Source organism: Bacillus sp. FSL M8-0049, assembly GCF_038593355.1.
Taxonomy (GTDB): domain Bacteria; phylum Bacillota; class Bacilli; order Bacillales; family Bacillaceae; genus Bacillus; species Bacillus safensis.
This window is the reverse complement of record NZ_CP151986.1, coordinates 2,178,151-2,193,153: the sequence shown is the minus strand read 5'-3', so window position 1 is coordinate 2,193,153 and position 15,003 is coordinate 2,178,151. Positions and strand designations below refer to the sequence as shown.

Below are 15,003 nucleotides of genomic sequence, written 5' to 3'. Positions count from 1 at the left end.
GTCTTCGAGCAATTGTGGTAAACTGTAAACAGTTTATCATGATGAGACAACTCTTATTCCCGCTTGGTTTTCATAGGAATAAGGCATTATATATGTAGATAGAAATTTTGTTGAAAGCGAGTTGATCCTGATTGGATCTTTTATCAATAAAAAATCCAACGTTTCTAAAAGGAATGTCAAATGCAGAATTAGAGGAGCTTAGTGCTGACATTCGCATGTTTTTAATTGAGTCCTTGGCTAACTCTGGCGGGCATATCGGTCCGAACCTGGGTGTCGTTGAACTCACGGTTGCCCTTCATAAAGTATTTGACAGCCCGAAAGACAAATTCCTTTGGGATGTTGGACATCAGTCTTATGTTCACAAGCTGTTAACTGGAAGAGGGGCGGAGTTTGATACACTTCGTCAATATAAAGGACTTTGCGGTTTTCCTAAACGAAATGAAAGTGAGCATGATGTTTGGGAAACAGGCCACAGCTCAACCTCATTATCTGGCGCGATGGGAATGGCGGCCGCGCGGGATATTAAAGGGACAGATGAATATATCCTGCCGATTATCGGAGACGGTGCATTAACCGGAGGTATGGCTCTTGAAGCTCTGAATCATATCGGTGATGAAAAGAAAGATATGATCGTCATCTTAAACGATAATGAAATGAGTATTGCACCAAACGTCGGTGCAATTCACACCATGCTTGGCAGACTGCGAACAGCAGGCAAGTACCAATGGGTAAAGGACGAGCTCGAATATTTATTCAAGCGGATCCCAGCTGTTGGCGGAAAGCTTGCTGCTACAGCAGAGCGTATTAAAGACAGCCTCAAGTATTTACTAGTATCTGGCATGTTTTTTGAGGAAATGGGATTCACATACTTAGGTCCTGTTGATGGACATTCTTATGAAGATCTTTTTGAAAACCTTGAATATGCAAAGAAAACAAAAGGTCCTGTTCTGCTGCATGTCATCACGAAAAAAGGAAAAGGCTATCAGCCGGCAGAATCCGATAAAATTGGGACATGGCACGGCACAGGTCCATACAAAATTGATACAGGTGATTTTGTAAAACCAGCAGCTGCTGCACCGTCATGGAGTGGTCTTGTCAGTGAAACAGTCAGAAAGCTGGCGCGGAAAGATGAGCGAATTGTGGCCATCACGCCTGCGATGCCTGTTGGCTCAAAACTTGAAGGCTTTGCAAAGGAATTTCCTGAGCGAATGTTTGATGTAGGGATCGCTGAGCAGCATGCAGCCACAATGGCAGCTGGGCTTGCGACGCAGGATATGAAGCCATTTTTAGCGATTTATTCAACGTTCCTGCAAAGAGCTTATGATCAAGTGCTGCATGATATTTGCCGCCAAAACCTCAATGTTTTTATCGGAATTGACCGTGCGGGTCTTGTCGGTGCTGATGGAGAAACGCATCAAGGTGTGTTTGATATTGCCTTCATGCGTCATATGCCGAATATGGTGCTCATGATGCCGAAGGATGAAAATGAAGGCCAGCACATGGTCAATACAGCCATTCAGTATGATGACGGTCCAATTGCCATGCGTTTCCCGCGCGGAAATGGGCTTGGTGTGAAAATGGATGAACAGCTCAAAACCATTCCGATTGGATCTTGGGAGGTTCTTCGCCCAGGGAAGGATGCCGTCATCTTAACATTCGGTACGACGATTAAAATGGCGCTGCAAGCAGCTGAGGAACTTCAAAAAGAAGGGAAATCAATTCGTGTCGTCAACGCTCGGTTTATTAAACCGCTTGATGAAGCGATGCTAAACGACATTCTTTCTGAAGGGATTCCGATTTTAACGATTGAAGAAGCTGTGCTCCAAGGCGGGTTTGGCAGCAGCGTATTAGAATATCTACACGACAAGAAAGCATCACATATCAAAGTAGAACGCATGGGTATCCCAGATCAATTTATTGAGCATGGAAGTGTTGATGCCCTGCTTGAAGAAATTGGACTGACGAAAGCACATGTTGCTGAGACTTTACGTGACCTGCTTCCAGCAGCACCAAGAAAAGGAATTGGATCATGACATCAAAGAAAGAACGACTTGACGTTTTATTAGTCGAACAAGGACTAATGGAAACAAGAGAGAAAGCAAAGCGTGCCATCATGGCAGGGATCGTTTACTCAAATGAAAACCGTTTGGATAAACCAGGAGAGAAAATTGCTCGTGATACGCCGCTTACAGTGAAGGGGAACCCTCTCAAATACGTAAGCCGCGGCGGGTTAAAACTTGAAAAAGCGCTAAAAGAATTTGATCTGACAGTTGAAGGGAAATTGCTGATTGATATTGGCTCATCAACAGGCGGATTTACAGATTGTGCTCTTCAAAATGGAGCAGTCAAATCATATGCTGTAGACGTTGGCTACAATCAGCTTGCGTGGAAATTAAGGCAGGATGACAGGGTCATCGTCATGGAGCGCACCAATTTCCGCCATTCCGTCCCAGCTGATTTTACTGAAGGGTTGCCAGAAGTGGCATCGATTGATGTATCTTTTATCTCACTCAAACTCATTCTGCCGGCTTTAAAGCATATTCTTGTGCCGGGTGGTGACTGTATTGCGCTCGTCAAGCCTCAATTTGAAGCAGGCAGAGAGCTTGTTGGGAAAAAAGGCATCGTGCGTGAGCCCTCTGTCCACCTTGGTGTACTAGAAGAGATGAATCAATTTGCTGCAAAAGAAGGTTATGATGTAAAGGATGTATCATTTTCGCCTATCACTGGTGGAGAAGGAAATATTGAATTTCTGCTTCATTTAGTGCTTCATCCTGATCAAGAAGAAAATGCGGCACTTCCTGCTTCACAACTTGAGAAGGTCGTGAAGGAAGCCCATTCTGTTTTGAAAGAAAAGAAAAACAGCCCTGAGCCGGCTGACACATGAAATCATTGAAACAAAAGGAATAATAGCTCGCTATTATTCCTTTTTACATGGTCAAAAGACAAGAATTGGCCGTATCTCACGTAATGCTTGTTTTTTGAACTGTGCATCATATAACATAGAACGTAAAGACAAACTGAGAATGAAACGCCTAGGGGGGTCAAATATGAATAAAGGTCAAAGGCATATTAAAATTAGAGAAATCATTGCAAGCCAAGAAATCGAAACACAAGATGAATTGGTCGATATTTTGAAAGCCGATGGATATAACATCACACAAGCGACCGTTTCTAGAGATATTAAAGAATTACATTTAGTGAAAGTTCCGACAAACAATGGAACATATAAATACAGTCTTCCTGCGGATCAGCGGTTTAATCCGCTGTCAAAGCTGAAGCGGTCCCTAATGGATGCATTTATTAAAATGGATGCTGCCAGTCATTTAATTGTTCTTAAAACAATGCCGGGTAATGCTCAGGCGATTGGTGCTTTAATGGATAATTTAGATTGGGAAGAAATTATGGGAACGATTTGCGGGGATGATACCATTTTAATCATTTGCCGCACCCCAGATGATACAGAGACAGTTTCGAGCAAAATTTTAGAGCTTCTATAAAGAATCAGGTTTACTAAAAGAGGTGTCAAATGAGTGTTAGCAGAACTAACCATTAAAAACTTTGCAATCATTGAAGAGTTAACGGTTTCATTTGAAAAAGGACTAACGGTTCTAACGGGGGAAACAGGTGCCGGAAAATCCATCATGATTGACGCTGTCTCACTTCTCGTGGGAGGAAGAGGTTCCTCTGAATTTGTCCGCTACGGTGAAAAAAAAGCAGAGCTGGAAGGGCTTTTTCTTGTACCAGCCGATCATCCTGTATTTGCTCTATGCGAAGAGCAGGGAATTGACGCATCAGATGAAATGATGATCCTCCGCCGTGATATTAACAACAGCGGGAAAAGCATTTGCCGGATTAATGGAAAGCTTGTCACCATCTCACTTTTACGGGAAGTAGGACGGCTTTTGCTTGATATACATGGACAGCACGATAACCAGCTGCTCATGGAAGATGAAAATCATCTGCATTTGCTCGATCAATTTGGAGCAGAAGAAATTGCACCGGCTCTCTTGCAGTATCAAGAAGCATATGATCAATATATGAAGACGGCTCAAAAGCTCAGGCAGCTGTCTGAGAATGAGCAGGAAATGGTGCACCGCTTAGATTTACTGCAATTTCAGCTAGAGGAGATTGAGGCGGCACAATTAGAGCCGGGGGAAGATGAGAGGCTTCAGGAAGAGCGACATCAAATCAGCAACTATGAAAAAATCTATTCTTCACTCCAAAACGCGTACAACGCTTTGCGTAATGAGCAAGGAGGACTAGATTGGGTTGGTATGTCCTCAAGCGAGCTTGAGCAGGTGTCTGAAATCAACGATGATTTGAAAAAGTTATCTGAACAAGTGTCGAACTCCTACTACTTATTAGAGGATTCAACTTTCCAAATGCGAAGCATGCTGGATCAATTAGAATTTGATCCGGCTCGTCTTGATTTTATTGAGTCCAGGCTGAATGAAATGAAGCAGTTAAAACGAAAATACGGCACAACCGTTGAGGAAATTTTGGAGTATGCGGCGAAGATTGAAGAAGAAATAGATCAAATCCAAAATCGAGACAGCCATTTGCAGACGCTCAAAAATAAATTAGATGCGATGAGCCGTGATGCTCTGCTGGAAGCACTTAACGTTTCGGAGCTGCGTAAAAAATGGGCCAAAAAGCTAGCAAAGCAAATTCAAACAGAGCTCAAGGATTTGTATATGGAGAAGTCATCATTTGACACAGCTTTTTCTGTTCGATATGCGCCATTTGGCAGCACTGATTGTCCGCTATTAGACGGAAAACCTGTCCAGCTCGGGAAAAATGGAATCGACCAAGCACAATTTGTCATTTCTACAAATACAGGCGAACCGATGAAATCTTTATCGAAAGTAGCCTCAGGTGGAGAAATTTCACGTGTCATGCTCGCTGTGAAGAGTATTTTCTCAGCTAAACAAGACGTCACATCCATTATTTTCGATGAAGTTGATACAGGTGTCAGCGGCAGAGTGGCACAAGCCATTGCTGAGAAAATTTACAAAGTTGCGTCTGGATCACAAGTGCTCTGTATTACACACCTGCCTCAAGTAGCCGCAATGGCTGACACGCATCTCTTCATTTCTAAACGCTTGAAAGCGGGCAGAACACTGACGAGTGTCAAACCATTAAGTCATGAAGAAAAAGTGAGTGAAATTGGCCGGATGATTGCTGGTGTGGAAGTGACTGAGCTGACAAAACAGCACGCAAAAGAACTATTGCACCAAGCAAATGATGTCAAAACAACAGGGTAGCTGAATCATCAGCTGCCTTTTTTTATGTTGTGTAAAAGCCGGCGTATATACCCATAAAATCGTCTTTTTCTTTTATCAATTTATCCAATCATTTTCTAAAGCTGCCGGTTATAAATCCTCTCGAAGAAGGCAAAAGTAAAGATGTAGCCAAAACATGAGTGTTCTGGTGTGGGTAAGGAGCGAGGAGAGTGAAAAATGAATGCCCGAAAAGATGAGAAAAGCCATTGGTGTGATTCTCCTTGTTTCTTTAATAAGTACAGGGTTTATGAGCATAGTGAAGGAGTACATCAGCATTCCAACAAATGTTGCTGTATTTGAAAAACAAAAGCACTCAATTGACACATCGATTGAAGCGTCAGCCAATGCTTCTTCACCAGCCTTTAGCCTTTCAGAGAAAAAGAATCAGCTGGATATTACAGGACAAAAGGCGGGAAAAGCCGAAATTGTTTATGATTTTAAAGGATTTCCTATTAAGAAAACAAAAGTTGACGTTCTCCCTGAATTAAAAGTCATTCCTGGGGGACAATCCATTGGCGTCAAGCTCCACTCTGTAGGAGTTCTCGTTGTAGGTTTTCATCAAATCACAACAGCAGACGGCAAAAAATCACCAGGTGAAGCCGCAGGCATTCAATCAGGGGATATGATCATTGAAATCAATGGTCAAAAAATGGAGAAAATGAATGACCTCACCCCATTTATTCAGAAAGCAGGGAAAACGGGTGAAACGCTTCGTTTGCTCATAAAGAGAGATCATAAAACCTTTCAAACAACATTAACACCCGCAAAAGATGCAAGTGAAGGCATCTATCGAATTGGTCTTTACATTCGTGATTCTGCAGCAGGAATCGGCACGATGACCTTTTTTGAACCTTCATCTAAAAAATATGGTGCCCTTGGGCATGTGATTTCTGACATGGATACAAAAAAACCAATTGTTGTCGACAATGGTGAAATTGTTAGATCAACCGTGACATCGATTGAAAAAGGCACAGGAGGAAATCCTGGAGAAAAATTGGCGAGATTCTCTTCCGAAAGAAAAACAATAGGAGATATCTCCCGCAACAGCCCTTTTGGTATCTTTGGTACGTTAACCGAAAAGCTTGAAAATCATGTAGCAGATAAACCACTTCCAGTCGCTTTATCTAATGAAGTAAAAGAAGGCCCAGCAGAAATTTTAACCGTTGTGGATCATGATAAAGTGGAGAAGTTTAATATTAAAATTGTCAGCACAACACCTCAGAAATTCCCAGCAACTAAAGGAATGGTATTAAAGGTAACAGATGAGCGGCTCTTAAGCAAAACGGGCGGAATCGTCCAAGGAATGAGCGGAAGCCCCATCATCCAAAATGGCAAAGTCATTGGAGCTGTCACACACGTATTCGTCAATGATCCGACTAGCGGGTACGGCGTACACATTGAATGGATGCTGTCAGAAGCAGGAATCGACCTTTATCAAAAAAACAAAAAAGCAAGCTGATCATCAAACTGCCGCGAATCTTCCGGCAGTTTTTTTCTACCCTTTCTTTCTCTTCCATCATGTTATAAAATAAGGAAAAAGAGATTTTTCGACAAAATGGAAAAAAGCTTGTTGTCAAATTGCAATAATCGTCGATTCGTTAAGAAAAACGTAGAAAAAGCTAGATAATCCTCTATTATTCGGAAAATTAAAGTTTTTTAAAGGTGATAGCATGGTTTTGTCGAATTGAACACTCAGAAGAGAAATGCAAAAGACTAAAGGAATCGACATTGGGGAGGAAAGAACGTGGAGAAAATTAAAGTGTGTGTAGCTGATGACAATCGAGAGCTTGTTGGCCTTTTGACAGAGTACATTGAGGGACAGGAAGATATGGAAGTACTTGGCGTGGCGTATAATGGTCAGGAATGCCTGACATTATTTAAAGATAAAGAGCCCGACGTTCTCCTCTTAGACATTATTATGCCTCATTTAGACGGTCTTGCTGTACTAGAACGCCTCCGTGAAAACAATGAAATGACAAAACAGCCAAGTGTGATTATGCTAACGGCATTTGGACAAGAAGATGTCACGAAAAAAGCAGTTGATTTGGGCGCATCCTATTTCATTTTAAAGCCATTTGATATGGAAAACCTAGTAGGTCATATTCGTCAAGTCAGTGGAAACGGCACACAAGTTACCCATCGCTCTTCATCAATCCAAAACAGTGTTCTTCGTAACAAACCTGAACCGAAACGTAAAAACTTAGATGCGAGCATTACGACCATTATTCATGAAATTGGCGTGCCCGCTCATATTAAAGGCTATTTATACTTAAGAGAAGCAATTTCTATGGTGTACAATGACATTGAGCTTCTCGGAAGCATTACTAAAGTGTTGTACCCAGACATTGCAAAGAAATTTAACACGACTGCCAGCAGGGTAGAACGAGCGATTCGTCATGCCATTGAGGTCGCTTGGAGCAGAGGAAACATCGATTCCATTTCCTCACTCTTTGGTTATACTGTCAGCATGTCAAAAGCGAAACCAACCAATTCAGAATTTATTGCCATGGTAGCTGATCGTTTGCGATTAGAGCATAGAGCAAGCTAGTATCTTTTTCATGAAAAAACGTTTCTTCATTGAGACGTTTTTTTATTTTGAAAGATGTTGTCAAAAATTGGTTAGGTTGATAAAATCATCTTAATGTTTAAATTGGACAAACGGGCTGCTTTATTTTCAGAATAAAATGAAAAATAAAGCATGAAAAAAATAAAAAAGACATAAAGTAGTGGTAATCAGCTACGCCAATTGATCATGAAGTCTTCAAAATAGAAGAAGAAAACGCTCATTCGTAAGAAAAAGGATGAGAGGAAAAGGTCTCATGGATTTGGTAATTAAAGCAAACGAGATCGAAAGTTCTATTTCTATTGACCTGATTGGTTGGCGTTTTAAAGTCACTGGCTCCTTAGAGATTGTGCCATTTGAACTGAATATTCCCATTGTCGAATTTAATAATTTTCACATTCTTTTACTATGCTATAATAATGAAAAGAAGAGGGTGAGGTTATGGGAAAGCTGAAAATCCACTCTGCTGAGGTAGCGAACGAAATTAGCAAGTGGACGAGGGTCATTTCTCAGAATGACTTAGAAAAATCTGCTGTCTATAAAGAGAAAATTCAGAATTTGCTAAAAAATACAGATGAAGACCGTGAAGTTCTCCTTTATTATCAGCTTGTTGACGGCAGACATGAAATGTTACTTGGAAATATTGAAAAAGCCAATCAAATTATGAAAAGTGTCGGAACGCTCGATGAGAAGGCAGATGACATTATTAATTTTTATTTTTACTTTTACAAAGGCCAATATGCTGCATATGTGAAAAAGTATGATGAAGCCATTAGCTTTTACAAAATTGCAGAACAGCGGCTAAAACGTGTGAATGAAGACCTGGAAGTAGGAACTTTTCACCATAAGGTTGCTTCGATCTATTACGAACTGAAACAAAATTTCATATCCATTAATCATATTAAAAAAGCCATCGATACATTCAAAGCGCATGAAGAGTACACAGCGCAGGCGATTGACAGCTTAATTTTACATGCAAGTAATTGTATTGATTTGTTCCAATTCGATGAAGCAGAGAAAAAGTATAAAGAAGCACTTGAGAAAAGTAAGCGCATTAACAATGAAGTGCTCATTGGGAAATGCTATCACAATTTAGCGGTTCTTTATTATGCAAAGCATGATTATGAAAAAAGCGCACATTATGCCAAAAAAGGGATGGGCATTCAAATTCACCGTGACAATAGCCATTATTACATCCAATCTTTATATGTTCTGGCCAATGCCTTGGTTCATTTAGGAGATCAAGAGGCGAGGGGATATATTAAAGAGGGTATTTTGTATAGTTGTGATATCCAAAATAATGAATATATAGTAAAATTTGAAATTTTGGATTTGATGTGCGAGAATAGTGGGGCAGCAGACGTATTCTCAGAAAAATTAGACTACATAGAAAAAAATAGATTATATGTGGAGCTTGAGGATTTGTCTGAACAAATATCGAAATACTTCAAGGAACGAAATGATTATCAAAATGCCATTCGTTTTCTTGAAAAGAAATTCGATGCACAAATACTTCAAAAGAAAGTGGAGGTTATCTTATGAAAAAGTTGTTGTTAGGTGTAACCGTTGTTACAGCAGTCGCAGTTGTTTCTTCCCTTTTTGCTCTTGACGCAGAGACGACAGAGCAAGCCATCAGAGCGATTACGTGATCGAATTTATCTGTCAACCTCTTCGTATGAATCAGAAGAGGTTTTTTTATGCGCTCAAAACTGGAAAAACGAAAAAAGACACGTCATAATGAAAGGAAGCATCATATTTAGAGGTGACCTATGACGAAAATTTTTGCACACAGAGGCTTTAAAGGCATTTATCCTGAAAACACCATGATAGCTTTCGAGCATGCACTTCTTTCGGGAGCTGACGGAATTGAGCTGGATGTTCAGCTGACGAAAGACGGAAGACTTGCTGTCATTCACGATGAGAAACTGAACAGAACAACGAACATGAAAGGTTTAGTAAAAGACCATACATATGAAGAATTAAAAGCAGGAGATGCGAGTCATTCTTTCTACGAAGAAACCGGTGCTGTATCCATTCCTCTTTTAGAGGAAGTATTAGAGCTAGTGACGCAGCAATCATCACTCATCATCAATATTGAACTGAAAAACTCCATTTATCGATATCCGGGTATCGAAGAGAAAGTAAAAAAGCAAATCGAGCATTTTCAAATAGAAGATCGTGTACTTGTTTCATCGTTTCATCACGGCAGTTTAGCTCTTTTTCACAAACTGATGCCGCATGTTGAACTAGCTGTTCTTACAATGGATGTGATCCATCAGCCGGAGATGTATATAAAAACTGTACCAGCAAGAGGCTACCATCCGAATATAAAGGGTGCCGGCGTGACCAAAGAGGTGGTGTCAGCACTCCATGCCGCTCAGCAAGTGATCAGGCCGTTTACAGTAAATAGTGAAAAGCAAATGAAAAACATGTTTTCCTTAGGTGTCGATGGCATTTTCACTGATTTTCCTGATCGAGCCGTGAAAATAAGAGAAGAAATGAAATAAAGACCTGCTCTAAATCAGCGGGTCTTTTTTCACGTTTTATCTCTGCTTAAAGCGAGCAGTCACTTTATTTCGTTTACGGTCTCTATATAAAATAAAGCCAGCCACTACATAAAGACCTCCCCCTAAAAATAACAACCCTGCAATTCCTTGCAGCCATAAATATGGAAATGGTGCAATGATGATGCCGAAAACAGTGTCACGCAGCAGCTTAATCCCAAGTGCTGCAAGCACGCCAGGTATTAAAATAATCACTAGTGCAAGTATTCTCCCCATCAAATGTCCCCTTAAACGTCATTTACTTCCATTGTCTAATTCAAAAAATATTTTGTCAAGAAAGGAAAACGTGGTAATATAAGAGTTGTGCAATTTTTTGCAACGGAAAAATATGGTGTGCAAATTTTTTCATATAAAGGGGTAACGGGATGCAGAGAGTCTTGATTGTCGGTGCAGGACAAGGTGGATCAGCATTGCTTGAAACATTGCTGAAAACAAATACGATTCAAATCATTGCGATCGCCGACCTTGATCTTGAGGCACCGGGGATGGTAGAAGCGAAAAAGAATGGAATTGAGACGACAACGGATTGGAAAGAATACATAAAAGATGACATTGATATCATCATTGAAACAACAGGCAGTTCAGCAGTGCTGAAAGAACTGATTGAAAAAAAGCCAGAGCACGCAGTCATTGTGCCAAGTTCAATGGCTTACGTCATATCAGAATTAATGTCAGAAAAACAGCAGCTGATTCAAATATTAAAGGAACAAACCTATAAGCATGACCGCATTTTTAATGCAACGAACGACGGGATGATTTTTATAAACATGGATGAAGAAGTCGTCCTGTTTAATCGATCAGCGGCCAAAATGGTTGGATGCTCGCAAAAAGATGCGATTGGCCGTCATATACGAGAAGTGATCCCAAATACAAAGCTTCCCGACATTTTAAGATCGAGAGAGCCAGAATTTAATCAAAAACAATTTCTGAATCAGCAAATACAAATTGTGACAACGCGTTTGCCAATTATTGATGACGCGGGGAGAATGCTAGGTGCTTTATCCATTTTTAAAGATATTACAGATGCCGTTGAGCTTGCTGAGGAAGTGACCAATCTTAAAGAAGTACGAACGATGCTGGAGGCGATCATTCAATCGTCGGATGAAGCCATATCGGTTGTTGATGAGCAGGGAAAAGGGATCTTAATCAACCGGGCATACACGAAAATGACTGGATTAACAGATAAAGAAGTTGTGGGGAAACCAGCAGGTGCAGATATTTCTGAAGGAGAAAGCATGCATTTGAAGGTACTGGAAACAAGGAGACCAGTTCGAGGCGTCAGAATGAAAGTCGGACCGAATAAAAAAGATGTGATTGTCAACGTAGCGCCAGTCATCGTTGATGGCATTTTAAAAGGCAGTGTCGGGGTCATTCATGACGTATCAGAAATTCAATCACTCACGAATGAATTAAATAAAGCAAGGCAGCTCATCCGGACACTTGAAGCAAAGTACACTTTTGAAGACATCATTGGAGAAAGTGAGCAAATGCTTGTGGCACTTGAGCAGGCAAAGCTAGGCGCGAAAACGCCAGCCACGATTTTACTCCGGGGAGAATCAGGTACTGGAAAAGAGCTGTTTGCGCACGCCATTCACAATGAAAGTGACCGGAAATATAATCGCTTTGTACGGGTCAACTGTGCGGCCTTATCTGAGACCCTTTTAGAGTCAGAGCTTTTTGGCTATGAAGAAGGAGCGTTCTCTGGTGCAAGGCGGGGCGGGAAAAAAGGGCTGTTTGAAGAGGCAAACCAAGGCAGCATTTTTTTAGATGAAATTGGTGAAATGACGCCAAGTACACAGGCGAAACTGCTTCGTGTGATGCAGGAGAAAGAAATTGTAAGAGTAGGCGGAACAAAGGCCATACCAGTCGATGTTCGTGTGATCACGGCGACAAATGTCAATATTGAAAAAGCGATGGCGGAAGGAAAGTTCAGAGAAGATTTATATTATCGAATGAACAGATACCCGATCTCCATCCCGCCTCTAAGGCAGCGTCTTGAGGATATTGACTCGTTAAGCAAACGTCTCATCCAAAAGATCAATTTAGACTATGGACGGAACGTGAGCGGGTTAACGGAACAGGCACTCAAAAGACTGCGATCATATAAGTGGCCTGGAAACGTAAGAGAGCTTGAAAATGTACTTGGACGAGCCATGATCTTTTTGAACCCGCAAGAAGAGTGGATTGATGAAGGGCATATTTCTTTTATGGAGTCAGAAGATCAGGAAGAAAAAGAGCAGCAGGAACTGGCTGTCAGTCAATTTGAGGGAGAGACGCTTTCTGATGCTGTTGAGGCATTTGAAGCGCAGCTGATTAAACAAACCCTTGAAAAGCATCAATTCAATCGCACGAAAACAGCGAAAACGTTAGGGATCAGCATTCGGAACCTTTACTATAAAATGGATAAATATCAACTTGCAAAAGATAGCATGCAATAAAATGCATGTAACCTGCAAAAGATTGCACGAATGTCATGCAAATTGCCTCATTTTCACTGCATTTCAAACTGGCACGGAACTTGCATATAAAACATGAACCGAGCACAAGGAAAGGTGGGCATATATGAAGCTTGACGATCTGATTATGAAAGCCGCCCAGCTGCAGAATAAAACGGCGGCTGTGGCTCATGCAGAAGACGAAGAAGTGCTTCATGCCATCAAAATGGCAATTAAGCGAAAGGTCGCTCGCTTTCTCCTGGTTGGGAACAAACGCAACCTGAAGGAGCTAGTGAAGCAGCATGAAATCAATGAGGACTGGATAGATATTATTCATTCAGATACTCCCGAAGAATCGGCCAAAATTGCCGTGCAGGCAGTGAGCGAGAAGCATGCAGATATTTTGATGAAGGGGCATGTCCCGACAGCCGTTCTTTTAAAAGCGGTACTGAATAAAGAATATGGGCTCAGGACAGCGAGTGTCCTATCACATGTCGCGGCATTTGAAGTGCCGGGCTTTGACCGCTTTATTTATGTCACAGATTCTGCGATGAACATCGCGCCCGATTTAAATATGCTGAAAGAGATTACGATCAATTCTGTTCAAGTAGCAAAAGCTGTCGGAAACGACATGCCGAAGGTTGCAGTATTGTCTGCGGTGGAGGTCGTAAATCCGGCAATGGATTCAACTTTGACTGCGGCAAGTCTTGCACAAATGAATCGGCGGGGGCAAATTTCTGGCTGCCTGATTGATGGGCCTCTTGCTTTAGACAATGCCATTTCTCAAACGGCAGCTTCTCATAAAAATATTACGAGTGATGTAGCCGGCCATGCAGATATTTTGCTTGTGCCAACAATTGAGGCAGGGAACATTCTTTATAAATCTCTCATCTACTTTGCACATGCAAAGGTGGGAGCTGTGGTGGCAGGAGCGAAGGCGCCGATTGCTTTAACAAGCCGATCTGATTCAGCCGAAAGTAAGCTTTATTCAATTGCGCTTGCCATCTGTACATCAAATTAAGCGGAAGTAATAGGAGGAATAACACGATGGAACTTTTTAAATATATGGAACGATACGATTATGAACAGCTTGTATTTTGTCAGGATGAGCAGTCTGGCTTAAAAGCGATTATTGCGATTCATGATACAACACTTGGGCCGGCACTAGGCGGAACGAGAATGTGGACGTATGAAAACGAAGAAGCAGCCATTGAGGATGCACTGCGTCTAGCAAGAGGAATGACTTATAAAAACGCGGCAGCAGGACTTAATCTTGGCGGCGGAAAAACGGTCATCATCGGCGATCCGAGAAAAGACAAAAATGAAGAAATGTTCCGTGCATTTGGACGTTACATTCAAGGGCTGAATGGCCGCTATATTACGGCAGAAGATGTCGGTACAACGGTAGAAGACATGGATCTCATTCATGAAGAAACCGATTTTGTCACAGGGATTTCTCCTGCATTTGGTTCTTCTGGAAATCCGTCTCCAGTCACTGCTTACGGTGTATACAAAGGGATGAAAGCCGCTGCCAAAGCTGCATTTGGGACCGATTCATTAGAAGGAAAAACAATTGCCGTCCAAGGTGTTGGAAATGTCGCTTACAACCTGTGTAAACATCTGCATGAAGAAGGCGCGCAGCTCATTGTCACAGATATCAACAAAGACTCTGTCAAGCGAGCTGTTGAAGACTTCGGCGCAAAAGCAGTCGACCCTGACGATATTTATGATCAAGCATGTGATATTTATGCACCGTGCGCACTTGGTGCAACCATTAACGATGTGACCATTCCTAAGTTAAAAGCAAAGGTGATTGCAGGTGCTGCAAATAACCAGCTAAGAGAAACACATCACGGTGACCTTATCCATGAAATGGGGATTGTATATGCTCCTGATTATGTGATCAATGCAGGCGGTGTGATTAACGTTGCTGATGAGCTTTATGGCTATAATGCAGATCGTGCGATGAAAAAAGTCGAAGGCATTTATCAAAATATTGAACGTGTAATTGAAATTTCAAACCGTGATGCCATTCCAACTTATAAAGCGGCAGACAGATTGGCTGAAGAGCGAATTGAAAGAATGCGCAAATCAAGAAGTCAATTCTTGCAAAATGGTCAACATATTTTAAGCCGTCGCTAAATTGAAGAATGAGTTGA

The 15,003-nt window shown here is 41.5% G+C and carries 12 protein-coding genes; 11 read left to right on the top strand and 1 reads right to left on the bottom strand.

The window, feature by feature from the left end; genetic code table 11:
* Window positions 1-131: 131 nt before the first annotated feature.
* The 8 genes from dxs (at window position 132) to NSU13_RS11160 (ending at window position 10,352) form a co-directional block, all read left to right on the top strand.
* Complete coding sequence (gene dxs / locus NSU13_RS11195) at window positions 132-2,033, top strand: 1-deoxy-D-xylulose-5-phosphate synthase (protein ID WP_034280265.1); 1,902 nt, start codon at window positions 132-134, stop codon at window positions 2,031-2,033.
* Entirely contained in the window at window positions 2,030-2,884 is an 855-nt protein-coding gene (locus NSU13_RS11190; protein WP_101676879.1) for a TlyA family RNA methyltransferase, read from the top strand. The genes dxs and NSU13_RS11190 overlap by 4 nt, the downstream gene beginning before the upstream one ends.
* A gap of 163 nt (window positions 2,885-3,047) precedes the next feature.
* Complete coding sequence (gene argR / locus NSU13_RS11185; RefSeq protein ID WP_024422938.1) at window positions 3,048-3,497, top strand: transcriptional regulator ArgR; 450 nt, start codon at window positions 3,048-3,050, stop codon at window positions 3,495-3,497.
* A gap of 33 nt (window positions 3,498-3,530) precedes the next feature.
* Window positions 3,531-5,264, top strand: coding sequence for a DNA repair protein RecN (gene recN, locus NSU13_RS11180; protein ID WP_101676880.1), 1,734 nt, complete (start codon window positions 3,531-3,533; stop codon window positions 5,262-5,264).
* Between the two features lie 199 nt (window positions 5,265-5,463).
* Window positions 5,464-6,741 (top strand): SpoIVB peptidase, encoded by a 1,278-nt coding sequence (gene spoIVB / locus NSU13_RS11175; RefSeq protein WP_034280268.1) that lies wholly within the window; start codon window positions 5,464-5,466, stop codon window positions 6,739-6,741.
* A gap of 285 nt (window positions 6,742-7,026) precedes the next feature.
* Entirely contained in the window at window positions 7,027-7,830 is an 804-nt protein-coding gene (spo0A, locus tag NSU13_RS11170) for a sporulation transcription factor Spo0A (protein WP_024422935.1), read from the top strand.
* Between the two features lie 456 nt (window positions 7,831-8,286).
* Window positions 8,287-9,387 carry a Rap family tetratricopeptide repeat protein gene (locus NSU13_RS11165; RefSeq protein WP_056767297.1) on the top strand — a complete coding sequence of 367 codons (1,101 nt, stop codon included), beginning with the start codon at window positions 8,287-8,289 and terminating at the stop codon, window positions 9,385-9,387.
* 227 nt (window positions 9,388-9,614) lie between these two features.
* Window positions 9,615-10,352 (top strand): glycerophosphodiester phosphodiesterase, encoded by a 738-nt coding sequence (locus tag NSU13_RS11160; protein WP_041117937.1) that lies wholly within the window; start codon window positions 9,615-9,617, stop codon window positions 10,350-10,352.
* Window positions 10,353-10,388: 36 nt separating this feature from the next.
* On the opposite strand, the gene NSU13_RS11155 is transcribed toward NSU13_RS11160, so the two are convergent.
* Window positions 10,389-10,625 (bottom strand): DUF2627 domain-containing protein, encoded by a 237-nt coding sequence (locus tag NSU13_RS11155; protein ID WP_251232015.1) that lies wholly within the window; start codon window positions 10,623-10,625, stop codon window positions 10,389-10,391.
* Window positions 10,626-10,774: 149 nt separating this feature from the next.
* Between NSU13_RS11155 and NSU13_RS11150 the strand changes: the two genes are divergently transcribed.
* The 3 genes from NSU13_RS11150 (at window position 10,775) to bcd (ending at window position 14,986) form a co-directional block, all read left to right on the top strand.
* Window positions 10,775-12,847, top strand: a complete 2,073-nt coding sequence (locus tag NSU13_RS11150) for a sigma-54-dependent Fis family transcriptional regulator (protein WP_034280272.1) — start codon at window positions 10,775-10,777, stop codon at window positions 12,845-12,847.
* 124 nt (window positions 12,848-12,971) lie between these two features.
* Window positions 12,972-13,865: a phosphate butyryltransferase gene (yqiS, locus tag NSU13_RS11145; RefSeq protein ID WP_041117935.1), complete on the top strand. Its 894-nt coding sequence runs from the start codon at window positions 12,972-12,974 to the stop codon at window positions 13,863-13,865.
* 26 nt (window positions 13,866-13,891) lie between these two features.
* Complete coding sequence (bcd, locus tag NSU13_RS11140; protein ID WP_003215658.1) at window positions 13,892-14,986, top strand: branched-chain amino acid dehydrogenase; 1,095 nt, start codon at window positions 13,892-13,894, stop codon at window positions 14,984-14,986.
* Window positions 14,987-15,003 lie beyond the last annotated feature (17 nt).